Genomic DNA, 22,492 nt, shown 5'->3' with positions numbered 1-22,492 from the left:
TTTTCTTAGGTACTAAAACAGCAATAGTGAAACACTTTGTCCGGACCTAAGGAGATTAAAAACATGATGAATTACACGACTTCTTCAAAGATGACTGAATGCCAACCTGATTCAGCCATTAACTTGCATGAAGCGGAACCCGTTCGTCTGTGTGGGATCATCTTTCGATTTAACGAAAAAAAGCCTGGCGAACCCAGAACGTCCCTGGATGATGCGGTGAGAATTCGTGCGAATGAGTTTGAGATTAATTTTTTGACCAGCACAGATCCACAGGTGCAGGCAGTGCTCAACTCAATTCGTGCACCCCACGATCGGTTCTATGGCTGTGTCTATGGCACTCAGTTGCCACTGGATGGTTTTGAAGGGCCCGTGTTTGGGGTCGATCGCATTGAGTTAATTCGAGAGTGGGATGGGGCGGTTTAGCTGCAAGGTTAGGTGAAGAGATCTGGAAAAGTTAAGAACGGGGTTCGGAAAAGTTAAGGAGGGTGGAAAACCGCAGTCTGGCACTGGTTTGTCATAGGTAATCCCCTGTGGCAGATGGTTCAAATCAGCCTCCGCCGGATTCCTCCTCAGCGACCTTCTCCGAACTCCCTAACTTTTCTGTATTGCCTGGTTCTGCCATTCATCCTATAACTGAAACATCAACAATAGAAGGGTTTAAAGCACTTTCTAACGTCACTCATCAGGTAAATAGCTATGCGTCATAGATATCGTTACTCTCACCATGATGATATTCATCTTTTTGAGCTAATTGCAGTCTGTTCTGCTTGTATCTTATCAATCACAATTCTGTATCAAATTTTTGTTTCCCCTAACTGGCATAATCTCAAAAAAATTAGCGATACCCTATCCTGGACGAGCCTGATCCGCTAGTTTGGAATTAGAATAATGCTCAATACCCAACCCAACCGATTGGCTATGCAATCTCCTACCTCATCTTATGAATATCAAGTAGGTGGTCGTCTTCCGGTTGATGCGCCTAGCTATGTCATGCGACAGGCGGATAATGAACTGTTTACAGCCCTGAAAGCAGGAGAGTTCTGCTATGTGTTGAACTGTCGTCAGATGGGAAAGTCCAGTCTGCGAGTCAGGGTGGCCAAACAGTTGCAAGAAGAGGGTTTTGCTTGTGCCACGATCGATCTCTCTGGCATCGGTAACCGGAATATAACTGCTGATCAGTGGTATGCAGATATCATTATGCGGTTGGTGCGAGGGTTTCAACTTTCTAGACAAATTAACGTGCGGCAATGGTTAGCGGAACGGCAGGAATTTTCGGCAGTGGGGCGGTTAGGTGAGTTGCTGGAGTCGATTTTACCAACCTTCATTTCAAAGCCGATCGTCATCTTTTTTGATGAAATTGACAGTACGTTGAGCCTTCCCTTCGATACCGATGACTTTTTTGGATTGCTGCGCGCCTGCCATGATTATCAACGACTGACCTTTGCCCTTTTAGGAGTTGCTTCACCCTCAGATCTAATCGCCGATCGCAAACGGACTCCTTTCAACATGGGACGAGCGATCGAGCTAACCGGGTTTCAACCGCAGGAAGTGCAGCCACTAGAAGCAGGTCTGGTAGACAATGTTGATGCGCCACAAGCGGTTCTCCAGGAGGTTTTGGCCTGGACAGGCGGACAACCGTTTTTAACGCAAAAGTTATGTCAATTAGTGGCGCAGAGTGGTAATGGGGAAAGGGGAGTCCAGGACGATGGAGAAAGGTTAGCTCAAACCGAGTCTCCCTTTTTGCAAAAGCTGGTGCGGGAAATGCTGACCCAGCATGGAGCGATTGCCGATCGCATCGCAACAATTGTTGAATCACAAATGATTGAAAACTGGATCGCACAGGATGAACCGCCCCATCTCAGGACAATCCGCGATCGGTTACTCAGCCATGAACAACGGGCCAGCCGCTTGCTTGGACTGTATCAGCAGATTTTGCAACAGGGGAGCCTGCCGGCTGCTGATTCCTCTGAAGCGATTGAGTTGCTCCTGTCAGGGTTAGTTGTCAAACGCCAGGGGAGGTTGCAGGTTTTTAACCGCATCTATGCCTCGGTTTTTAACCTGGAATGGGTCAATAAGCAATTGCAGAAGTTGCGGCCCTACGCAGTTCCTCTGGAAGGGTGGATTGCTTCTGGCTGCCAGGATGATACGTATCTGCTTCAGGGACAGGCTCTCCAGGATGCGCAACAGTGGGTTGATGGGAAAAGTCTGAGTAATGAGGAGTATCAATTTTTTGTCGCCAGTCAAGCCTTTGATAAACAGCAGATTCAGAGCCAGTTGGCGGCATCGGAGCAGATGAATCAACACCTTTTGTCTATCATTTATTTTATCTGCCGTGACTGGAGCGAACCGTAACAATTTTGACTTGATTTGCCCGATCGATTAATGCTACGCTCTTCAGCTATAGCTATCTTTTGGGTTGCACAGACCTGGGGGGTAGCTGGATCACCTAGAGACGACTTCTCTAGCGGAGGCCAAGCGTCGCGCCGGCAAGCAGAACGCTCGACCTCCTAACCACAGACTACCTAAGCTAGTCCGGGCTAGGGTGCATGATAGCACTCTTAGTCCTTGGCTCGCACCGTCTGAGGCTGTGGAGCCAGTCTCTAGGGTTTCTTCAAACCCTGGAACACAAGGAGAGTCACCAATCATGTCCGACAAACGATTCGGTCTGCCTCCAGAGGGCGATCGGCTAATTTCCCCTGCCCGTCGTTCAGTAAAAATCCTGATGATCGGTCAGCCCAATGATGTGGAGTTGACCATTGCCCGTCTGTATCGGTGCGATTTTTGTCGAGTGGAAGACTGGTCACGCCCCCTTCCCTTCTCGCAGATTCAGCAGGCTACCACGAAAGAACCCGGTGAAATTATGCGGATCTATGTGCGATCGATGACACTCTGAGGGATGTGCAATAAAACGGCATTCTAACAGAAACCTGCTGTAAGGGCGCACAGCAGTGCGCCCCTGCCGGGTACCACCTTTGTAGGGTGTAGCAGTGTGTTCCTGTCGGAACCACCTTACTGTTCGGTAAGGCGTGCGATCGATTCCAAATGGTATCTACCACGGTAGTGCCCCAAAGGTAATGATAGATTGATTAGGGTGGAACACAAGCAACCCGATCATAACAATACCCCATCGCCCCAACTGTACCTGCCAGCGATCTGTGAATCACTATGAATAACAATGCTGCGCGCATCACCCTGTTTGACACGACCTTGAGAGACGGTGAACTGGCCCTCAAATCTAAATTCAGCATTCCCCAAAAGCTACAACTGGCAGAGCACCTGGTAGCCCTGCGGGTAGAAGTTCTGGAAATTGGATATCCAGGTATGTATTCTGTTGATGAAGAAGCCATGCAGCGGGTATCTAAGCAAGTTAAACCCACGACCCTTTGCGGATTAGCTAATAGTCGATCGGATGAAATCACCAAAGTTGCGACGGCTCTCAAACAAACGGATAACGGACGAATTAACGTATATACGCCAACCCGACTGACAAATTCATCACGAGTCCATCAAAACCAAACGTTAGAAACCATTCAGAATAGCATTGCCCTGGCTCGAAACCACTGTGATGATGTCCAATGGACAGCCTTTGATGCCACGCGCAGCCAGTCTGATTTCCTTTGTCGATCGATCGAAACCGCTATCCGCAGTGGAGCCACTACGGTGACGATCGCCGATAGTTTGGGAATTGCCTCGCCTCAAACCTTTGCTGACCTACTTGAATCCGTAATGTATCGCGTTCCCAATATTGAGCAAGCGACGATCGGGGTTCACTGCCATGATGATTTGGGCTTTGCGGTGGAGAACTCGCTGATTGCCCTGGATTATGGGGTGCGGCAAATTGAATGTTCGATTAACGGATTGGGAGCCAGGAAGGGAAATGCCGATTTGGGAAAAGTCGTGCGGGGCATTCAGAACGGTGCAAAGTATCAGACTGCGATCGACCCTTCCCGATTAGAGCAAATCTCAGCGTTGGTGAAGCAAATCACGAACACTTGACACAACTCACCCCCAAGGTAGAGGTCAATTTTCTGAAACTGTTGGTATTGTCTCGGTGGGTGCCTAACTGGCGATGAAAATACAGAAAACTGATTAATTTTAAGCCCTATGAATGGATTGAAAGGTAAAACGGCCCTGGTTACCGGAGCAAGCTCTGGAATTGGCCAATCGATCGCCATCCGCCTGGCTCAGGAAGGTTGTAATGTAGCCATTAACTATCGCAGCGATCGGGAAGGAGCAGAAACCACTGAAGATCAGGTGATGCAAAAAGCCTGCGGTCAGATCGAAGACTGTGGCGTTCAGTCTTTGCTGATTAAAGGAGATGTCTCCAAAGAGGAAGATGTAATCGAGGTAGTAAATGCGACAGTGGCAAAATTCGGCTCCCTGGATATTTTGATCAATAATGCCGGAGTGCAAAACGAAAAGCCTTCCCATGAGCTGGAAGCCAGTGATTACGATTTTGTCCTGGGCGTGAATCTGCGAGGTGCATTTTTCTGTGCCCGTGAAGCCTTGAAGCAGTTCTTAAAGTCCGATCGATCGGGTGTCATCATCAATGTTTCCAGCGTTCATGAAATCATCCCTCGTCCCTCCTATTTAACGTATTCCATGAGTAAAGGCGGCATGGGCAATATGACCAAAACCCTGGCTCTGGAGTATGCCGATCGGGGGATTCGAGTCAATGGCGTGGCTCCAGGGGCAACCATTACACCGATCAACAAAGCCTGGACTGAAGATCCGGAAAAGCAGGCGGAAGTGGAAAAGCATATTCCCATGAAACGTCCTGGCACGTCGGAAGAAATGGCTGCTGCTGTGGCATTCCTCGCCTCCGATGAAGCGGCATACATCACGGGACAAACGCTCTACATTGATGGCGGATTAACGCTGTACGCAGATTTCATGGAACCCTGGTCGGCTTGATGCAAGGTTAAAGATCAAGTTTGTTGGGGCGTGGAGTGTCGTTTGTTCGATCGCACATTGATGATAACTACAGTTAGCGATCATGTCAGGGTCAGGTTATGTTAACTCAGCAGAAGCGGCCGCAGAAGGATGATAAACCCGGTAAATCAAAACTCTTGTGGTGGTTTGGTGGCGGAATTTTAGCCCTGCTGCTGCTGGGATTAACCTACCTGTACCTCCGGGGTGTCCTGCGCCAGGAACCAGAATATACGATCGAAAATGTGCCCAGCCTGGATGATCCCCGGTTTCCGCTGACTCTGATTGGATTGACCGATGCGACGGCTGCTGATGGTGTCCTAACTGGGTTTTGGGCAGATGTCGATGAGATTTACGCCGCTCGGATTGAAGCCATCCAGCAGGCGGAACAACTGATTCAGTTTGAAACCTATTTCATGACCGAGGGACGACGCGCGGATGAATTTGCCGAAGCGTTAGTTGAACGGGCGAATACCGGAGTCACGATTCAGCTTCTGCTCGACCATGAAGGGACAAGCGATCTGCCCGATGAATACTGGCAACGGTTACGAGATGCTGGGATCGAAGTTCGGTTTTTCCGTGAATTTGATTGGCGGGCCCCGTTGGAATACAACTCGCGGACGCACCGCAAACTGCTACTCATTGATGGACAGCAAGTTCTAATCGGCGGAGCAGGCGTTTCCGATTATTGGGATGGTCGCTCAGAGCAGGGAGATACGGCTCCCTGGTTGGAGTTTGAAGTACGTTATGAAGGGGAAATTGCTAGCCTACTGCAAGGAAAGTTCTTACAAAACTGGGCCTATTCCGGTGGAGCGATCGATTTAGAAGGGAACGTCTTTCAGGCGCAAGAAGGGGATGGTGGTGTACCCATGTATATCACTGACGATACCTCTGCACTGAATGAATCCTACATACGGATGTTGTTTCAAGTCAGTTTTTTAGCGGCCCAAGAGCGAATTTGGATTGGTAGCCCTTATTTTATTCCTGACCCAAACACCCGTCGGGCATTAACCGAAGCCAGAGAACGAGGTGTGGATGTTCGCGTTCTGACCATGAGTGATGCCAATGACAAGCCGTTGATTCGCTATACATCACGAGAACTGTATGGTGATTTACTGCAAGCTGGAGTGGAAATCTGTGAGTATCAGCCCAGCATGATGCACGCAAAATTTACGTTGATTGATTCGGATTGGATCAGTGCAGGTAGTGCAAATTTTGATCCACGTAGCTATTTCCATAACGATGAACTGAATGTGTCCAGCAGCCATCCGCAGTTGATTGCAAATATTGATCAATTTTTTACGAGTGCCCTGAATGATAGTAATTGCTTAACCTATGAGGAATGGCAGAATCGCCCCTGGAATCAGCGATTGTCTGGACAGTTTGGCTTGATTTTTAAGAATTTGCTTTGAGGGGCAAGCAAGTAGACTGTTCACCCTTAAGAGTTGGGAAAGGGCGGGCAAGATGCCCACCCCACAAGAGATGAGTCAAGTTCGATCGCAGGTTAGGGCAGTTAAGCTTGGGCGGGCAGGATGCCCACCCCACAAGAGATTAAGCCAAGTTCGATCGCAGGTTAGGGCAGTTAAGCTTGGGCGGGCAAGATGCCCACCCCACAAGAGATTAAGCCAAGTTCGATCGCAGGTTGTTAGAAGTCTAGAACAGGAGAGAGTGAATGACGGCTGAAGCAAGACGACTGGAAGAAGATCACAACCGAACCGCTTACTGGCGCAGATGGGGCCCCTACCTGAGTGAGCGGCAGTGGGGCACGGTGCGGGAAGACTATAGTGCCGATGGTTCAGCCTGGGATTATTTTCCCCATGACCATGCCCGATCGCGGGCCTATCGCTGGGGGGAAGATGGACTGGCTGGCATTTCCGATAACCATCAGCGGCTCTGTTTTGCGATCGCCCTCTGGAATGGACAAGATCCGATCTTGAAGGAACGTAATTTTGGCTTGACGGGGCCACAGGGAAATCATGGTGAGGATGTCAAAGAGTATTATTTTTACCTGGATAATACGCCCAGCCATGCCTACATGAAATACCTGTATAAATATCCCCAGCAGGAATTTCCCTACGATCGCCTGATTCAGGAAAATCAGCAGAAAGGATTCCATGATCCGGAATTTGAACTGATGGATACGGGGATTTTTGATGATCAGCAATATTTCGATGTGTTCGTGGAATATGCCAAGCGATCGGATGAAGATATGCTGATTCAGGTTAAGGTTACAAACCGATCGCAGGAATCTAAAACGCTACATCTATTACCAACTTTATGGTTCCGCAACACCTGGTCATGGGATCACAATAGTGAAAAACCTGCCCTGAAGGAAGTGAATTTTGCCGATTCTGTGCGAACCGTTCAGGCGAATCATCCAACGTTGGGGGAACGCTGGCTCTATTGCAACGCGCCCAAGGATCTGCTGTTCACGGAAAATGAAACCAATAACGAACGGTTGTTTGGCGTTCAGAATGATGCTCCCTACGTCAAAGATGGAATCAATGACTATATCATTCAGGGCAAAGCTGAAGCCGTTAATCCCGATCGCCAGGGAACCAAAGTCGCTGCCCACTATCTCCTGACCCTGGGAGCAGGGGAAACCCAGACGGTACAACTTCGTTTATCTGATGTTTCACCGGATCAGGGCATTGAACCCTTTAGTAAAGAATTTGCTGCCACGTTCCAGCAACGCCTCCAGGAAGCAGATGAGTTTTACGATCGGATTGCCGCGTGCAGCCCCGCAAGGGACGATCGATCGATTCAACGACAGGCCTTTGCCGGACTCCTCTGGACGAAGCAGTACTATCACTATGTCGTGGAGGATTGGCTCAACGGCGATCCCGCCCAACCTAAACCCCAGCGCACCTACCCTCGTAATGAAGAGTGGATGCATCTGTTTAACGATGACATTATCTCCATGCCCGATAAGTGGGAATTTCCCTGGTATGCTGCGTGGGATCTCGCCTTCCACGTGGTGCCGATCGCCCAGATTGATCCTGACTTCGCCAAACGACAAATGGATCGACTGACGCGGGAATGGTACTTGCATCCCAATGGCCAAATGCCGGCCTACGAGTGGCATTTCAGCGATGTGAATCCTCCTGTCCACGCCTGGGGCACCTGGCGCGTGTACCAGATCGAAAAAGAAGTCTACGGTCGAGCCGATAGGGATTATCTGGAGCGAGTCTTCCAGAAGTTGCTATTGAACTTTACCTGGTGGGTGAATCGCAAGGACAACAACGGGAATAACCTGTTTCAGGGTGGCTTTCTGGGACTGGATAACATTGGGATTTTCGATCGCAGTTCCGAATTGCCCACCGGGGGCTACATTGAGCAAGCCGACGGCACAAGCTGGATGGGAATGTATGCCCTGAATATGCTGACCATTGCCCTGGAATTAGCCAAAACCAATCCCACCTACGAAGACATTGCCAGCAAATTTTTTGAACATTTTCTCCACATTGCCGATGCCCTGAACCACATTGGCAAAAGCGATATTCACCTGTGGGATGAGCAGGATCAGTTCTTCTACGATGTGCTGCATACACCCCACGATGAACGCCATGTGTTGCGGGTGCGATCGATGGTTGGCTTGATCCCCCTCTTCGCCGTGGAACTGCTGGATGAGGCTCTGCTGGATAAGTTTCCCGAATTCAAAAAACGTTTTGAGTGGTTCATCCAAAACCGCCCCAACCTCCAGCGCAATATCGCCTCCCTCACCGACACCAATGATCAAAACCGTCATCTCCTGGCCATCGTCAATCCCGAACGCCTGAAGCCAATCCTGCGGCGGATGCTGGATGAAACGGAATTCCTCAGTTCCCACGGGGTGCGATCGCTCTCCAAAGCCCACGCCGAGAATCCCTACACCTTTTACGTAGAGGGACAGCAGCATTCAGTCGCCTACGAAGCGGCAGAGTCCACTTCTGGAATGTTTGGCGGCAATTCCAACTGGCGCGGCCCGATCTGGTTCCCGGTGAATTTCTTGATTATTGAATCCCTGCAAAAATTCCATACCTACCTGGGCGATGACTTCAAGGTGGAATGTCCCACGGGTTCAGGGCAGTGGATGACGCTGGCAGAAGTGGCGAACGAACTCTCCCGCCGTTTGATTACTATCTTCCAGCGCAGTCAGGCAGACGATCGACCGATTCATGGTAACAATCACCTGTTCCAAACCGACCCCCACTGGCGCGATCTGATCCTGTTCTATGAGTACATTAACGGCGACAATGGGTCTGGGCTAGGAGCCAATCACCAAACTGGATGGACAGGTCTGGTGGCTACATTAATAGATAACTGTGCGAGGTTTAAATGAACACATCCAACTATCCCCTGGAAATGGTTTTAGATGCGCGCGCTCGTCTGGGGGAATGTCCCCTGTGGGATGCGGAAAACCAGCAATTGTACTGGGTGGATATCTACGGGCATCGCGTTCATCAATTTAACCCCGCTACAGGAGACGATCGGTTTTGGGATGTGGAGGAAGTGGTCGGGCCGATCGCCATCGCCGGAGAGCATCGACTGATTATGGCCCAACGCAGTCGCACCGCATTTCTGGACACCCAAACCGGGGCGATCGATGTGATCAATTCGGTGGAGGCAGATAAGCCCGATAATCGCTTTAATGATGGGAAGTGCGACTCTCGCGGTCGATTCTGGTTTGGCTCCATGTCTGAAGCGGACGAACCCGAAGCCAGTCTCTATCGCTATGATCCCGATGGCTCCTTGCACGTCATGGAAACAGGGCTGACCATCTCCAACGGCTTGGGCTGGAGTCCCGACGATAAAACCTTCTACCTGACGGATTCTCCCTCCCAAAAAATCTACGCCTACGACTATGATGCCGAAACGGGCGAAATTTCCAACTGTCGAGATCATGTGGATCTGCGGGGCGAAGAGTTTTTTCCCGATGGACTGGCGATCGACACGGCAGGCTGCATCTGGTCAGCCATGTGGGATGGTTGGTGTGTGATCCGCTTTGATCCAAACGGTCAAGAAATGTTGCGGGTGGAAATGCCGGTACAGCGTCCCACCTGCTGCATCTTCGGCGGCGAGCAAATGACCGATCTGTACATCACAACGGCATCGGTGGGACTGAGCCAAAAGGAAATCCAGCAGAGTTTTCAGGCAGGAAATTTGTTCCGTGTCCGAACTGATGTACCTGGATTGCCAAGCCACTCGTTTGGATAGAAGGCGATCGGCGACTGAGTTTTAGATTTTTTTAACAGGAGTGACAATTCGTCCTTCCTTGTGCTACCTTAATAAAGGTCTAAGGCTCAGTAGCTCAGTGGTTAGAGCAGGGGACTCATAAGCCCAAGGTCGCAGGTTCAAATCCCGCCTGAGCCATCAACAAAATAAGCTCTAGAAGCTAATTGGGGAGGTTCTTAACAGAATCTCCCCGAATTTTTTTTAGGTACAAATGGGGCATTTTGGGTCAAAAAGTGGTGTACAAGTGGTGTACGAAAATAGTTCAATCGAACTATCCGGAACATTGTCAAGGGGAGGGAAAAAAGAAGCAAGTGTACTGGGAGTACTGCCATGCAAACTAAACAACGTGATGTCAGGCGATCGGTCTCCATTATCGTTTCTCGTGGTTGGCTACAGTTACGGTTCAGCTATGGTGGTAAGCGCCACTATATATCGGTTGGATTACGAGACACTCCAACCAATCGCAAAATTGCAGACGCCAAAGCCAAGCTCATTGAGTCCGACATTATTTATGAGCGCTTTGATCCAACCTTGGAGAAGTACAAGCCCCAAACTGCACTCAGTGTGACGACAACTGCTGCACCGCTGCCCGTCCCCAAAACCTCACTACTTGACCTTTGGAAACAATACACTCAGTTTCAGCAGGTGCATTTGGAAGAAACAACAATTATTAGAGACTATGGCAAGATTGAAAAACGCATCCGAAAGTTTCCCACACCCTATTTAGAGGATGCCATTGCAATTCAAGCTCACCTACTGAGTAAGTTTGCAGCAGAAACAGCCAAGCGAACCCTGAAACAGCTTAGTGCCTGCTGCAATTGGGCAATGCGCAAAAAACTGATCTCAGAGAATCCATTTAAAGAACTAGCCCAGGAAGTTAAGACGAAGAAGGCGAGCAAAGTGTCTCGCAAACCGTTTTCCAAAGAGTGCGTAGCGGCAATTATTTCGGCGTTTGAACATAACACTTACTGCTCGAGATACTCTCCGATTCCCCATTCCTACTATGCTCCCTATGTCAAATTCCTGTTTCATACCGGCTGCAGACCTGAAGAAGCGATTGCCCTTAAGTGGAAGCATGTCGAGAAAAACCGGATCTACATTTGCGAAGCTGTCGCAACCGATGTTCGCATTCGGAAAACAACCAAAACAGACACACCTCGTTACTTCCCCATTAACCAGGAACTAAGAGCTGTTTTTGATGCAGTCAGACCAGAGAATCCCGATCCAAATGCCCTCGTATTTCCAGCTAGAGGGGGCAAGGAGATCGATACCCATAATTTCCTCAACCGGGTCTGGAGACCCGTGGTGAAAAGACTGGTGGAAGCAGGCAAGGTGAAGGAGTATTTGCCTCAGTACAACTGTCGGCACACATTTATTACACTTTGTTTGGAAAGTGGGATTATATCCAGGCGTGTAGCAGATTGGTGTGGCACTTCAGTAGCGGTGATTGAGGAGCATTATGCGGGAGCGATCGCGCATATCCAGGTTCCTTCTTTCGGATTGACTAATCAAACAACTCTGGAAGATCAAGGATAGATTCCTAAAGATGATCTTCAGGAATGACGAAAACGACTGGCATAGCACCACCTGTTAATTCATTAGAGGTCGCCTCCGTTCGTACCGTGATCACCCTGGTTGGAATATCACCGTAGTTGCTTTTCAAGACGATCGTGCTATTAGGAGCAGGAACATGGGACAGGGCAGTGATCGTACCGTCCAACTCCCGCAATCGTGTCAAATCATCCACAAACTCTGGGTGTTTCTGTTCTGCTTCTTGGCAAACCCATAGGGCAGCACACAGGCGGATCAAAACTGGAGTCATTTGGCTTACCTCTTCCAATTAATTCAAGGGTGACTGAGCAGGCGGATCGAACACTAGCTCAAATCGAGTCTTGGGCATAAATCGCCGCAAGGCTCTGAGGTGATCCTGGGCATCTTGCCGATTACGAAAGCGAACCAGATCTGAACGCTGGGCATTGGGCTGAATCAAAACGATCACCCAAGGACGAGCCTCGATCGCGTCAGTTGAAGGAGAATGCTGAGCGTTCATAAAACCGTAGAAGACACAACTTGCCAGCCTACTGGTAGAGAACCTGGCAAAGACAGCGCCACTGGCAATTGAAAAAAGTGACCTTATGTGCTGGAAGCGTCTGGATGCTCTGGCTGAACTCGCTGAGGAGAACCACACAACCGATCGAACAGGTCTGGTGAAATTTCGTCATAGTACTCCAACAGAAAATCCATCAGTGCCAGATGCCGTAAATCATCCAAACTTGGGGCGCGATAGTGTTTCCCTTTGCCGAACCAACGACGCACTGTGGAGGGAGAACGAGAGCAAATGCTGGCGATCGCCTCATGGCTTACCTCCCACTTGGCATAGAAGCGACGGGGGGAGAGTCCGAGTTGGCAGTTGGCATAGAGATGAATCAACGCCAAATCTCGATCGCTCAAGGAACGAGGACGAGTCATTATTGCTTCTCCTCCCTCAATGGTTCTAAATCTTCCTCCCAAGCCACATCAGCAAGGACTCCACTGGAAGTGTCTTTGAGCCAGATCAGATACTTCCATCCCCACTGCCCCCGATGCTGAGCAAAGGCAAAAAAGCGACCCATCACAATGCCACTATCGGTTTGGGTGCAATTCGGTAAGGGCAACCAGCGCACCCAATCACCATCAAGAAATTGTGGGGCTGAGGTTTGGTGAGAAAAGCCATCAGGGAGGACAAGCGGATGTTGCAGTGGTTTCAGCTCCAACTTGGGAAGAGCTGCGATCGTCCGAGTGCCAGCATTCCTCACAACGTTGAGGTAGCCAGCCATCATCTCGCCGTTGAGGCTGACACAGAGTTGTTGAACAAGGAGGGTAGCGAGCTGCTCTAGTTCCTGCTCCTCCAGTTGCATCTGTGCTACATCAAAATCTGGATCACAGAAGTTGCTCAGTGTCTCAGTTAGCGCAGCAATGCCAAAATCGCAAAGGGCTTGCTGATAACCGGTGAATGGGGCAGCGCGATCGCTTACAGGTGGAGATGTCATAGCTCAAACCTCTCAAGAGAAAACAGATGCCATTGCAGTAGAGCCGTTTGCGGTAGTTGAACTCGTGGCTAAAGCTTCTTGGAAAGAAGAAGCCCCCAAGCCAAGCAGCCTGGGGATAAACGACGATTGCTAACGCTAAATCTCCTCTGGATAACCGTAGTCAAAGTCGTCAAAGCTCTCTTCATTCCCTGGATTGCTCTCCGCTTGGGTAGAGTGAGGGGCAGGTTGCCGCTGGACTTGTGCCTCAAGCTCAAGCTCTGGGTTGCCAAAGTCAGCCCACTCGTTGAACTCCGCTAGAATCCGTTCTTTGAGTTCGGGCTTGTAGCCGACGAAAAACGATTTCCAATTCTTAAGGGTTGGAACGCCATAGTCAGCTACAGAACAGACCCAAGATTTCTTCGTCTGCCCCTTGAGTTCGGGCTGGACTCGAACGGCGAGAATGCTCAGTGCCATAAACCGCTCGCCCCTCGACTTCTTGGCTCCGGTAGCTGCACCATAGGCTTTGCTCATGTCATTGCGGAATTGCTCCACCGTTTCGCCAAAGCTACCGCAGAATGCGCCCTTTGCTGTGAGCAGCAGTGGTGATTTGTGCAGCAGGCGCTTGTCTTTGCTGATGAGATAGACCAAGTAACGAGTCTCAGTAGATCGCAAATTCTCTAGGAAAGGGGTAGGGTCAGGCTAAACGCATTAAAACAAAGCCATGACGATCTACCCAAGTTCATTATCGCCTGCTCCAGCTTTGACGGATGAAGCGACGTTGGAGGTAGCCCTCGACTGCCTATTGGAACACTTATCCCTGGACATGCAAGGTGGATACACACTCCAAGATCTGTTTGAGATTTTGCTACGGGCCGCCAGTCGCAGCGATAGCATTGAACACACAACACAACGATTGGAGGGCGTACCCAGTGGCAATAGCATTCGCTATCATCTCGATAAGTTAGACGATATCACAACTCTGGAATCTCAACTCAATGCCGCTCTGCAAAGCCGCATCCCCCCAAAAATTCGTAAGGGCAAGCATCGTATTGCCATTGACCTCCATCTGATTCCCTATTACGGCAGTGTGAACGTCGCCACTGAGCCTTACATCTACCGCTCTCAAGCTAAGGCAGGCACGACTTCGTTCTTTGCCTATGCCACCGTCTATGTGATTTGTCGTAACAAACGGGTTACTTTGGGTATTCATGCCGTGCATCGGCATGAAACATTGGTTGCAACCATCACTTATTTATTAGCCATGCTGACTCCCTTACGAGTCCGCGTCAAACGGCTTTATCTTGACCGTGGGTTCTATAGTGTACCAGTCATTCGTTGGCTCAAAGCTCTCAATATTCCGTTTCTCATGCCTGCGGTAATTCGAGGCAAACGTGGAGGTACTCGCCAGTTGTTGATTGGGCGCAAAAGTTATGCCACCCGTTATACCCTCAACAGCCCTCAATATGGTTCAGTTACCTGTCAGATGCGGGTGATTTGCAGCTATTACAAAGGGTTCAAAGGGAAACATGGTATCCAATACACCCTATACGTGCTGCATCGTGTGAGGGTTGCTTTGGAGCAGATGCATCAGCATTACAAAGACCGTTTCGGTATCGAGACCAGCTACAGGATGAAAAATGGGTGCCGTATCCGCACCACGAGCAAGAATCCAGTCACCCGTTTGCTGTTTGTGGCTCTGGCGTTTATTTTGGTCAATCTCTGGGTGTATTTGCTCTGGTTCTTTGTGAGCCGTACTCAACGAGGAGGACGGGTCGTTTACCGAGAACTCTTTAGTCTCAAGACCATGTTGGAGTTTCTCTCTCAGGCTGTCGAGCGACATTTCCCAGTCATCACAGCCATCTATTTACCCTCTCTAGAATGAATTTGCGATCTACTGAGTTTACTCAGTGCCAAGGATGCTCAGGCCTTGCTGCAATGGGCGAATGAGCAACAAGCCAGAGTGATTTTAGTGGGAGATACTCGGCAACTTTCAGCCGTGGAAGCCGGAAACCCGTTTAAGAGTTTGCAAGCCGGTGGGATTGCGATCGCTCATCTCGATGAGAGCTTGAGACAACAGACACAGGAACTTAAAACTGCTGTTGCTTTGATTGCTCAAGATAAAATAGTTGAGGGAATTTAAGCGTTGGATCAAGCAGGTTGTATCCAGGAGATTCAGGATTGGGAGCAGCAGTCAGAGAAACTGGTTGACGATTACCTCAAGCTATCACTGCAAGAGCGAAGCCAAACCTTACTGTTGGCAGAAACGAATCAACAACGATTGGAATTGACCTAGCGGATTCGTGAACGGTTACAAGCTGAAGAAACGTTAGATGGAGACGTTTTTATCTTCATGGGGTTACGTCCAAGAAATTTGACGACGACCCAAAGCGGTTATGCCAGTGTGTATGAATCGGGGAATGTTTTAGTCCCTACCCAGGATTACAAACGACAAGGATTGGTCAAAGCTCAGCAGTACACGGTTCTTGCTCAGGATCGATCGACGAATCAGCTCACACTTGAAACTCCAATGGGACAGATTCTGACAATCAATCCGGCTCAGTGTCGAAAGAAAACCGTCTATGAGATGCACTCCATTCCCATTGCAGTGGGCGATCGCCTCCGTTGGACAAAGAACAACCGAGATACCGGAATTCGTAACGGGCAAACCTTTATCGTGAATCACGTTGCTCTCGATGGGACTGCTCAGATTACCGACAGCGATGGTAAGACGATGGAGATTAACCTCAGCGGCAGGCAGTACCTCGATTATGCCTGGGTCAGCACCACCTACAGCAGCCAGAGGAAGACCGCCGATCGCGTCCTCGCACTGATGGACGGCATTACGACCAACCGGGAGTCTTTCTATGTCACGGTGTCGAGAGCCAAGCATCATCTCACCCTTTATACCGCTGACAAAGTTGCTCTAACAAATTTAGCTCAAAGGACAAAAAACAAAGAGAACGTCAGTGATTACATTCCTTTATTCCAGGTGGTACCCAATCATGCCCAGACCGCGCAAACCCCACTCCAGTTCATCCCAGCCTCCGATGCCCATCGAAATCTCGCAAAGCGCGTTGGAGAGCGCGTTGGAAATCGTATTTGCCAAAAGCTTACAGCCGATCGCCCAGGAACTGATTGCTCTGCGGCAGCAAGTATCCCAACTGGAACAGCAATCTCAGCAGATGCACCAGACGTTGCAGCCTTTGCCTCAACACTTGAGCCACACGTTGAACGACTTTCTGGGGCAATTGCAGATTTCCTTGAAGAACGAAGCTTCATCAAGTGCGCGGGAGAGCTTGCAGAAGCAGTTACAGCAGTTAATCGCAGCCTTGAGTACCTGGAGCACTCAACTGAAAACCGAACTTACCTTGCAGCAACAATTGATCGACTCGATGCAGCAGTTGGAACAACATCTCAACACCTCCAGCAGTTGGGACGATTTCGATCTCGCTCAGAATCAATCCAGCAACGATCGCAAGCAGTAGCATCTCCTATTGCAATAATTCGACAAACATTATCTCGTCACTCAGATCTAGAGCATACTGATGTGAGATTGCTAACTAACACAACGCTTCCATCCTCATCACTCTATCCCTCGCTTGCTGCTGTTTTGGGTGAAACCAATTCAGGCTCTCAAGAGCATTATCAACAGATGTGGCAACGATATAGTCAGGGTATCTGCTTTGACACACTGGTGAAATTGGATTTCTGGGTGAGTCAAAGAGCTTTGGAAAATGGCCACAGCCGGAAGGAAATTGCTCTGATGCTAATCGCCAGCAGCCCTTATGTAGCAAAAATTCATCAAGATTATGGCAAAGATAAAGCAAGGTCTTATGTGAACCAAGCCACCAAGGTGATTTGCCAGAAAAATCAGCATCAAGAATGGAATCGCCCCACGCCTCAAAAGAAACAATTAGAGTTGTGACTTTTGAGAGTAGCAGTTTGCTCTCATCCGTCTTGGATTAATTCTTCAAAAACCCATCACAGATGGGGCATAAAGGGGTGGAGGAGTTTTTCTGCATGAAGAGAGCGTAGTTTGGTTCTTACCGTGCTGCAAAAGCAGCCTACACCGCCCTCTACTATTCCGACTGGAAATAATTAACACCGTTTAGTCAATCAAGTTACCGTATTTTTTGATTTAGATGGCATAATACTTAAGTCCCTCCAAACAACTTAAAGCCGATCGATAAATCGTACTATAAAGCACATAGGTACTAAATACTCAAGCCGATGGAGGTGAATCTATCTGCTAACCCAGGTGGATTCATTGCCGTGCGTATTTACTTGCAATTCCCATTATTTACTTTCCAGTGGATACTATTGCCGTGGAACTCTCAGCCCGAATTGAGTATGCCCTGCTTGCCCTCCTGGAAATGGCAAGCCGTCCCGATCGCAGAGAACCGATCAAAATCAACGAAATTACCGCGAACCAACCGATTCCCGATCGCTACCTGGAGCAGATTCTCACCAGCTTGCGGCGCAGTGGCATTGTCCAGAGCCAGCGAGGAGCTAAGGGCGGCTACATCCTGACGCGAGAACCCTGGCAAATTACCCTGCTGGAAATTGTCAGCTCCATTGAAGGCGATCGTAAGGAGAAAGACCCGGATATTTCCAGCGTGGAGCGGGATTTGGTGCATGAAGTCTGGCAACAGGCGGATGATGCCTTTGAAGCGATCCTCAGTCGGTACACCCTGGAGGATCTCTGCCAGCGCCGCAATGACCAACTGCAAGTCAACCCGATGTACCACATTTAGAACGGGTTAAGAATCGGAATGAGTTCTATAGGATTCGGCTATAAGTTTTGCATTGGAACGTGGGAAACCCAAACAAAACTCAAAAGAAAAGGAAAACTGTGATGAAAATTGCTAATGATATTACAGAGTTGATTGGACAGACTCCCCTGGTGCGGCTCAACCGGATTCCCCAGGCAGAAGGTAGCCTGGCGCAGATTGTGGTGAAGCTGGAAAGCATGAATCCGGCAGCTTCGGTGAAAGACCGGATTGGGGTCAGTATGGTGCTGGAAGCCGAACGGACTGGACAGATTCAACCGGGAAAGACCATCCTGGTGGAACCCACTTCAGGTAATACCGGAATCGCCCTGGCAATGGTGGCTGCGGCACGGGGCTATCGCTTGATTCTGACCATGCCCGATACGATGAGCTTAGAACGACGGGCCATGCTGAAGGGGTACGGGGCAGAACTGGAACTGACTCCTGGCATGGAGGGAATGCGGGGAGCCATTCGACGGGCAGAGGAAATTGTGGCAAAAGCTCCCCATGCCTTTATGCTGCAACAGTTTAGCAATCCGGCTAATCCGAAAATTCATCGAGAAACGACGGCTGAGGAGATCTGGCAGGACACCGACGGGCAGGTGGATATTTTGATTTCTGGTGTGGGAACGGGGGGAACGCTAACGGGAGTGGCTGAGGTGATCAAAGCCCGCAAGCCTTCGTTTCAGGCGATCGCGGTGGAACCAGCCAACAGTCCCATTCTCTCTGGCGGACAACCCGGATCGCACAAGATTCAGGGGATTGGCGCGGGATTTGTCCCTAACGTCCTGCGGACAGACTTGATTGATGAAGTGGTGCAGGTTACGGATGAAGAGGCGATCGCGTTGGGGCGACGGTTAGCCAGGGAAGAGGGGTTACTTTCTGGGATTTCCTCTGGGGCCGCACTGGCAGCAGCCATTCGAGTGGGGCAGCGTCCTGAGAACGAGGGGAAGCTGATTGTGATGGTGCAGCCCAGCTTTGGTGAACGCTACCTGAGCACACCGTTGTTTAAGGATCTAGAATTACCGGAGCCAGCCCTGGTGCGGTAAACAAAAAGTCAGAACCATCAGCGGGAATGGGTGAAGTAAACAGGAATGACCTTAGAACAGTTGCGAATTTTTTTGGCGGTGGTAGAGCATCAACACTTTACCCGTGCGGCTGAAGAACTGTATATTACTCAACCCGCGGTCAGTGCGGCGATCCAGAGTTTGGAGAAGGAGTACAGCGTTAAGCTATTCCATCGGGTGGGTCGTCGCATTGAAATTACCGATGCGGGACGAATCCTGAGTCTTGAAGCGCGAAAGATTTTAGATCAGGTAGCGGTCACAGAGAGGGGATTGCGTGAGTTAAACGGTTTACAGCGGGGTGAACTACGAATTGGATCAAGCTTAACCGTAGGGAATTACTGGTTGCCAGAAAAGATTAGCCAATTTAAATCAGCATATCCTGGAATTGTGGTGGAGTGTACTTTGGCGAATGCGGAAGAGATTGGTGAAGGAACGGCATCGGGATTGTTTGATCTAGGCTTAGTGACAGGAACGCTAAAGCCCTCTTTGCAAGACAGTTTAGAACCGCAGGAAGTGGGACACGATCGCCTGAAAATCATTGTGGGACGATACCATCCCTGGTACAAGCGTCCGCAGATTACGATCGATGAATTGCATCAGACCTCCTGGGTGATGCGCGAGTCGGGGTCGGGAACGCAGCAGATGTTTGAGCAGGCGTTGCAGGGATGGGGTATTGATCCATCAACGCTCACGGTCGATCTGGTGTTGACTTCCAGTGAAATGGTGAAAGCGGTGGTAGAAAGCGGCTCTGGGGCAGCGGCAATTTCTGAAATGATGATCCAGAAAGAACTCCAGCTAGGAACGCTGGGTGCAGTACAGGTAATGGATGAGCAACTGGCGAAACTTCGTCCCCTGGAAATCGCCCAGGCAGTGGTCTTACTCAAACATCGACAGCGGTTTCAAACCAAACTGGCGATCGCGTTTTCAGAAATGCTCACTCAATCTCAGATGAACGTTGTGACATAAAGTTCGCTTAATATTAATTCGTGAATATTGACTATCCTACTTCTGCTTCTGCTCCACCATTTCATCCAGTTCTAATTCCAATAATTTCATATTAGAATCGCCAGTAATGAGGGGCAGTTTGCCATCCCATTTATCTACCATTTGTTTTTTGATCAAATCCGGCGTTAGCGTTTCCCCAATTAGCCGCTGTGCCTCTGCCTCGCCTTCTGCCAAATTCACTTTTGCCTGAGCTTCCTTGGCTGCCCGAATCGCTAAAAACCCGGCGCGCTTTGCTTCTTGTTCGGCAATTTGTTTGGCTTCCACTGCCTCACTGAACTGCTGAGAAAAGTGAATTTCAGTCAGGGAAATATCATCCACCGCAATGGCATAGTTGGCTAACCGATCGCCCAATAAGCGATCGATTTCGGCTTTGACTTCGCTGCGTTTGGTAATCACTTCCTCGGCGGTATATTGGGCAATCACGGCTTTCAGGACTTCTTCAATGGCTGGAGCAATAATGCGATCGATGATTGCCGTTTCATCTCCCACTTGTTGATAAAGCTGATTGACTCGCTCCGGAAGAATGTGCCAGTTTAGGGCAATATCGGTAAAAACATCTTGCAGATCTTTGGAGGATGCCTCTGTTGAAAGATCCTGTTTTTGTATTTGAACGCTGAGTTTCTTGACGGAATTGACCAGTGGAATGATCACATGAATTCCTTCATCAAAGATCTCTTCCTGCACTTCCCCAAAGCGCATTAAAACGCCTCGTTCTCCGGCATTGACAATCACAAAGAAAGTAGAAAGGAGTGCGAGAACCAGTAACAGTAAAATCGCTCGACTAGCGATCCAGGCATCTCGACTGGTTTTGCTCGGTTTGGTTTGAGTCGCCAAGGGTCGATCGGTTCATAAGCGTGCAAGTCTATATTCACTCATAATGGTGAGTCACACAATGTCCTGAAGGCGGATGAATTGCAGTAATTAGAAAACCTCAATCATTTTTGTTTATCGTTTCAACAAAAAACAATATTTGATTCTATAGGTTGGAATCACTACAGTGAGAGTTGTGATTTTACTTGTGAATGTTGATAGTCGATTTGGATTCGCGCAGTCAAAGGTTCACCTTGATGATTAAGGATAAGGTTTCTCTCTATGGGCGATTTGATTTTTGCCATCCCAACCGGAATCAGTGCATTTACAGCAACCAACCTGGATGATATCGTTATCCTGATGCTGTTTTTCTCTCAGACCAGCCCATTGTTCCGGCATCGGCATATTATTTCTGGGCAGTATCTTGGTTTTCTGGCTCTGATCGCCCTGAGTCTACCCGGATTTTTTGGCAGTTTAGTCTTGCCGCGCCCCTGGATTGGGATGCTGGGTATTGTCCCGATCGCCATTGGGATTAGCCGCTTGCTCGATCGCAGTGAGGAAGAATCAGATGCAGTAGAGTTTGACCCCAATCAGTCCTCACCCTGGACAAATGTTCTATCTCCCCAAACCCTTGGCGTTGCGGCTGTTACGGTGGCGAATGGGAGTGATAACATTGGGATCTATGTACCGCTGTTTGCAGGCTGCACCTGGGAAAGTCTGCTGATCACCCTCGGCGTGTTTTTCTCGCTGGTGGGCGTTTGGTGCTATGCTGCCTATCGGCTCACCTGTCTGCCAATGGTGGCAAATACCCTGACGCGCTATGGCAACTATGCCGTGCCGTTCATCTTGATTGGGATTGGGGTGATTGTCCTCAATGACAGCCATACGCTCGACGATCGCGGCTTATTGATGCTGTCTCTGCTGGTGTGTGTAGGTTGTGTGATTAGCTTTACGCGGCAGTTTGCCCGAACTCCCGAAGTGGAAAAGCAGTAAAGGAGATAGGCATCGGTGATAAATTGGGTTGTCGCTGCGGTAATTGCAGGTTTTACATCTTTTGTGGCAACCAACATTGATGACCTGGTGATCTTGATTGTATTTTTCTCGCAGATTAATAAGTCTTTTCGCGTTAGACATATTCTGGTAGGGCATACGATCGCTTTTATCGCGCTGATTCTCGCCAGTCTGCCCGGTTTCTTTGGAGGATTGTTTTTACCGGAAGAAGGGATCGGTCTACTGGGAATTCTACCCATTGCGATCGGCATTCGCCAATTGTTCCAGTCTGCTGATGATTCTGATGCGGTTCAAACCGTTTCCCATGAGCTAGAACATGAATTAGATGCAGTTCACTCTCGTGGAACAAGACGATCGGTTTTGGCAAGTGTTCTAGTTCCCCAGACCTACCATGTTGCGGTGATTACCTTTGCCAATGGTGGAGACAATATTGGCGTTTATGTGCCTCTGTTTGCGAGTAGCGACTTACCCAGTTTGTTAATCATTATTAGTCTATTTTTGGTTCTCAGTCTGGTCTGGTGTTTTATTGCCTACTACATTACGCGCCATCCCATTCTAGCTCCTGTGGTAACGCGCTACGGCAATCGCTTGGTTCCCTTTGTTTTGATTGGTCTGGGACTATACATTTTGATTGAGAATGGCACTTATCGGCTACTGCCAGCATTCCAGGTCTAACCCA

Annotated in this window: 25 protein-coding genes and 1 tRNA gene; 20 read left to right on the top strand and 6 right to left on the bottom strand. The window is 49.3% G+C overall.

Going from position 1 to position 22,492, the window contains the following annotated elements:
• Window positions 1–63 precede the first annotated feature (63 nt).
• The 11 genes from ACM1PF_RS26680 (at window position 64) to ACM1PF_RS26630 (ending at window position 11,679) form a co-directional block, all read left to right on the top strand.
• Window positions 64–423, top strand: coding sequence for a hypothetical protein (locus ACM1PF_RS26680; protein ID WP_416668995.1), 360 nt, complete (start codon window positions 64–66; stop codon window positions 421–423).
• Between the two features lie 273 nt (window positions 424–696).
• Entirely contained in the window at window positions 697–873 is a 177-nt protein-coding gene (locus ACM1PF_RS26675) for a hypothetical protein (protein ID WP_416668993.1), read from the top strand.
• A 45-nt stretch (window positions 874–918) separates the two neighbouring features.
• Window positions 919–2,352: an AAA-like domain-containing protein gene (locus tag ACM1PF_RS26670; RefSeq protein WP_416668991.1), complete on the top strand. Its 1,434-nt coding sequence runs from the start codon at window positions 919–921 to the stop codon at window positions 2,350–2,352.
• A 292-nt stretch (window positions 2,353–2,644) separates the two neighbouring features.
• A complete protein-coding gene (locus ACM1PF_RS26665; RefSeq protein WP_416668989.1) occupies window positions 2,645–2,893 on the top strand; it encodes a hypothetical protein in 249 nt (82 codons plus the stop codon).
• A 272-nt stretch (window positions 2,894–3,165) separates the two neighbouring features.
• Entirely contained in the window at window positions 3,166–3,996 is an 831-nt protein-coding gene (locus ACM1PF_RS26660; RefSeq protein WP_416668988.1) for a 2-isopropylmalate synthase, read from the top strand.
• A 108-nt stretch (window positions 3,997–4,104) separates the two neighbouring features.
• Window positions 4,105–4,914: a glucose 1-dehydrogenase gene (locus ACM1PF_RS26655; RefSeq protein ID WP_416668986.1), complete on the top strand. Its 810-nt coding sequence runs from the start codon at window positions 4,105–4,107 to the stop codon at window positions 4,912–4,914.
• Between the two features lie 98 nt (window positions 4,915–5,012).
• On the top strand, window positions 5,013–6,341 hold the full coding sequence (locus ACM1PF_RS26650) for a phospholipase D-like domain-containing protein (protein WP_416668984.1): 1,329 nt from the start codon (window positions 5,013–5,015) through the stop codon (window positions 6,339–6,341).
• A gap of 260 nt (window positions 6,342–6,601) precedes the next feature.
• A complete protein-coding gene (locus tag ACM1PF_RS26645) occupies window positions 6,602–9,250 on the top strand; it encodes an MGH1-like glycoside hydrolase domain-containing protein (protein WP_416668982.1) in 2,649 nt (882 codons plus the stop codon).
• Window positions 9,247–10,125 carry an SMP-30/gluconolactonase/LRE family protein gene (locus ACM1PF_RS26640; protein ID WP_416668981.1) on the top strand — a complete coding sequence of 293 codons (879 nt, stop codon included), beginning with the start codon at window positions 9,247–9,249 and terminating at the stop codon, window positions 10,123–10,125. Before ACM1PF_RS26645 ends, ACM1PF_RS26640 begins: the two co-directional genes overlap by 4 nt.
• Before the next feature lie 83 nt (window positions 10,126–10,208).
• A tRNA-Met gene (locus ACM1PF_RS26635) sits at window positions 10,209–10,281 on the top strand.
• Window positions 10,282–10,473: 192 nt separating this feature from the next.
• Window positions 10,474–11,679, top strand: coding sequence for an Arm DNA-binding domain-containing protein (locus tag ACM1PF_RS26630; RefSeq protein WP_416668979.1), 1,206 nt, complete (start codon window positions 10,474–10,476; stop codon window positions 11,677–11,679).
• A gap of 4 nt (window positions 11,680–11,683) precedes the next feature.
• Here ACM1PF_RS26630 and ACM1PF_RS26625 read toward each other — a convergent pair whose 3' ends face one another.
• The 5 genes from ACM1PF_RS26625 to ACM1PF_RS26605 form a co-directional block, all read right to left on the bottom strand.
• Window positions 11,684–11,965 (bottom strand): hypothetical protein, encoded by a 282-nt coding sequence (locus ACM1PF_RS26625; protein ID WP_416668977.1) that lies wholly within the window; start codon window positions 11,963–11,965, stop codon window positions 11,684–11,686.
• Window positions 11,966–11,983: 18 nt separating this feature from the next.
• Window positions 11,984–12,193 carry a hypothetical protein gene (locus ACM1PF_RS26620; RefSeq protein ID WP_416668975.1) on the bottom strand — a complete coding sequence of 70 codons (210 nt, stop codon included), beginning with the start codon at window positions 12,191–12,193 and terminating at the stop codon, window positions 11,984–11,986.
• A gap of 83 nt (window positions 12,194–12,276) precedes the next feature.
• The gene (locus ACM1PF_RS26615) at window positions 12,277–12,612 is read right to left on the bottom strand and encodes a helix-turn-helix domain-containing protein (protein ID WP_416668973.1); all 336 of its coding nucleotides are present in this window, start codon (window positions 12,610–12,612) and stop codon (window positions 12,277–12,279) included.
• Window positions 12,612–13,172 (bottom strand): hypothetical protein, encoded by a 561-nt coding sequence (locus ACM1PF_RS26610; RefSeq protein WP_416668971.1) that lies wholly within the window; start codon window positions 13,170–13,172, stop codon window positions 12,612–12,614. The genes ACM1PF_RS26615 and ACM1PF_RS26610 overlap by 1 nt, the downstream gene beginning before the upstream one ends.
• Before the next feature lie 135 nt (window positions 13,173–13,307).
• Entirely contained in the window at window positions 13,308–13,823 is a 516-nt protein-coding gene (locus ACM1PF_RS26605; protein ID WP_416668970.1) for a DUF5895 domain-containing protein, read from the bottom strand.
• Window positions 13,824–13,872: 49 nt separating this feature from the next.
• On the opposite strand from ACM1PF_RS26605, the gene ACM1PF_RS26600 reads away from it, so the two are divergent.
• The 7 genes from ACM1PF_RS26600 to ACM1PF_RS26570 all read left to right on the top strand — a co-directional run bounded on the left by ACM1PF_RS26600 (window position 13,873) and on the right by ACM1PF_RS26570 (window position 19,953).
• Window positions 13,873–15,033, top strand: a complete 1,161-nt coding sequence (locus ACM1PF_RS26600; RefSeq protein WP_416668968.1) for an ISH3 family transposase — start codon at window positions 13,873–13,875, stop codon at window positions 15,031–15,033.
• Window positions 15,034–15,291: an AAA family ATPase gene (locus ACM1PF_RS26595; RefSeq protein WP_416676808.1), complete on the top strand. Its 258-nt coding sequence runs from the start codon at window positions 15,034–15,036 to the stop codon at window positions 15,289–15,291. It abuts the gene before it with no gap.
• 3 nt (window positions 15,292–15,294) lie between these two features.
• Window positions 15,295–15,444, top strand: coding sequence for a hypothetical protein (locus ACM1PF_RS26590; protein WP_416668966.1), 150 nt, complete (start codon window positions 15,295–15,297; stop codon window positions 15,442–15,444).
• 57 nt (window positions 15,445–15,501) lie between these two features.
• A complete protein-coding gene (locus tag ACM1PF_RS26585) occupies window positions 15,502–17,076 on the top strand; it encodes a hypothetical protein (RefSeq protein ID WP_416668965.1) in 1,575 nt (524 codons plus the stop codon).
• A 394-nt stretch (window positions 17,077–17,470) separates the two neighbouring features.
• Entirely contained in the window at window positions 17,471–17,905 is a 435-nt protein-coding gene (locus tag ACM1PF_RS26580) for an RrF2 family transcriptional regulator (protein WP_416676807.1), read from the top strand.
• Window positions 17,906–18,006: 101 nt separating this feature from the next.
• Complete coding sequence (gene cysK / locus ACM1PF_RS26575) at window positions 18,007–18,969, top strand: cysteine synthase A (RefSeq protein ID WP_416668963.1); 963 nt, start codon at window positions 18,007–18,009, stop codon at window positions 18,967–18,969.
• Between the two features lie 45 nt (window positions 18,970–19,014).
• On the top strand, window positions 19,015–19,953 hold the full coding sequence (locus ACM1PF_RS26570; RefSeq protein WP_416668962.1) for a LysR substrate-binding domain-containing protein: 939 nt from the start codon (window positions 19,015–19,017) through the stop codon (window positions 19,951–19,953).
• Window positions 19,954–19,989: 36 nt separating this feature from the next.
• Here ACM1PF_RS26570 and ACM1PF_RS26565 read toward each other — a convergent pair whose 3' ends face one another.
• The gene (locus tag ACM1PF_RS26565) at window positions 19,990–20,826 is read right to left on the bottom strand and encodes a prohibitin family protein (RefSeq protein WP_416668960.1); all 837 of its coding nucleotides are present in this window, start codon (window positions 20,824–20,826) and stop codon (window positions 19,990–19,992) included.
• Between the two features lie 258 nt (window positions 20,827–21,084).
• Here ACM1PF_RS26565 and ACM1PF_RS26560 point away from each other — a divergent pair, with 258 nt between their 5' ends.
• Window positions 21,085–21,795: a cadmium resistance transporter gene (locus tag ACM1PF_RS26560; RefSeq protein WP_416668958.1), complete on the top strand. Its 711-nt coding sequence runs from the start codon at window positions 21,085–21,087 to the stop codon at window positions 21,793–21,795.
• Window positions 21,796–21,810: 15 nt separating this feature from the next.
• Window positions 21,811–22,488, top strand: coding sequence for a cadmium resistance transporter (locus tag ACM1PF_RS26555; protein ID WP_416668957.1), 678 nt, complete (start codon window positions 21,811–21,813; stop codon window positions 22,486–22,488).
• Window positions 22,489–22,492: the final 4 nt, after the last annotated feature.

Source organism: Egbenema bharatensis FJBBOT/2019 (assembly GCF_048077055.1).
Taxonomy (GTDB): domain Bacteria; phylum Cyanobacteriota; class Cyanobacteriia; order Elainellales; family Elainellaceae; genus Egbenema; species Egbenema bharatensis.
The sequence above is the reverse complement of the archived record's forward strand: the minus strand, read 5'-3'. Positions and strand labels throughout refer to the sequence as shown.

What these genes read in the sequence shown, in the direction of transcription:
- ACM1PF_RS26680 (WP_416668995.1), top strand. Translation starts at nt 64, where the DNA reads ATGATGAATTACACGACTTCTTCAAAGATGACTGAATGCCAACCTGAT.
- ACM1PF_RS26675 (WP_416668993.1), top strand. Translation starts at nt 697, where the DNA reads ATGCGTCATAGATATCGTTACTCTCACCATGATGATATTCATCTTTTT.
- ACM1PF_RS26670 (WP_416668991.1), top strand. Translation starts at nt 919, where the DNA reads ATGCAATCTCCTACCTCATCTTATGAATATCAAGTAGGTGGTCGTCTT.
- ACM1PF_RS26665 (WP_416668989.1), top strand. Translation starts at nt 2,645, where the DNA reads ATGTCCGACAAACGATTCGGTCTGCCTCCAGAGGGCGATCGGCTAATT.
- ACM1PF_RS26660 (WP_416668988.1), top strand. Translation starts at nt 3,166, where the DNA reads ATGAATAACAATGCTGCGCGCATCACCCTGTTTGACACGACCTTGAGA.
- ACM1PF_RS26655 (WP_416668986.1), top strand. Translation starts at nt 4,105, where the DNA reads ATGAATGGATTGAAAGGTAAAACGGCCCTGGTTACCGGAGCAAGCTCT.
- ACM1PF_RS26650 (WP_416668984.1), top strand. Translation starts at nt 5,013, where the DNA reads ATGTTAACTCAGCAGAAGCGGCCGCAGAAGGATGATAAACCCGGTAAA.
- ACM1PF_RS26645 (WP_416668982.1), top strand. Translation starts at nt 6,602, where the DNA reads ATGACGGCTGAAGCAAGACGACTGGAAGAAGATCACAACCGAACCGCT.
- ACM1PF_RS26640 (WP_416668981.1), top strand. Translation starts at nt 9,247, where the DNA reads ATGAACACATCCAACTATCCCCTGGAAATGGTTTTAGATGCGCGCGCT.
- ACM1PF_RS26630 (WP_416668979.1), top strand. Translation starts at nt 10,474, where the DNA reads ATGCAAACTAAACAACGTGATGTCAGGCGATCGGTCTCCATTATCGTT.
- ACM1PF_RS26625 (WP_416668977.1), bottom strand. Translation starts at nt 11,965, where the DNA reads ATGACTCCAGTTTTGATCCGCCTGTGTGCTGCCCTATGGGTTTGCCAA.
- ACM1PF_RS26620 (WP_416668975.1), bottom strand. Translation starts at nt 12,193, where the DNA reads ATGAACGCTCAGCATTCTCCTTCAACTGACGCGATCGAGGCTCGTCCT.
- ACM1PF_RS26615 (WP_416668973.1), bottom strand. Translation starts at nt 12,612, where the DNA reads ATGACTCGTCCTCGTTCCTTGAGCGATCGAGATTTGGCGTTGATTCAT.
- ACM1PF_RS26610 (WP_416668971.1), bottom strand. Translation starts at nt 13,172, where the DNA reads ATGACATCTCCACCTGTAAGCGATCGCGCTGCCCCATTCACCGGTTAT.
- ACM1PF_RS26600 (WP_416668968.1), top strand. Translation starts at nt 13,873, where the DNA reads ATGACGATCTACCCAAGTTCATTATCGCCTGCTCCAGCTTTGACGGAT.
- ACM1PF_RS26585 (WP_416668965.1), top strand. Translation starts at nt 15,502, where the DNA reads ATGGGGTTACGTCCAAGAAATTTGACGACGACCCAAAGCGGTTATGCC.
- cysK (WP_416668963.1), top strand. Translation starts at nt 18,007, where the DNA reads ATGAAAATTGCTAATGATATTACAGAGTTGATTGGACAGACTCCCCTG.
- ACM1PF_RS26570 (WP_416668962.1), top strand. Translation starts at nt 19,015, where the DNA reads ATGACCTTAGAACAGTTGCGAATTTTTTTGGCGGTGGTAGAGCATCAA.
- ACM1PF_RS26560 (WP_416668958.1), top strand. Translation starts at nt 21,085, where the DNA reads ATGGGCGATTTGATTTTTGCCATCCCAACCGGAATCAGTGCATTTACA.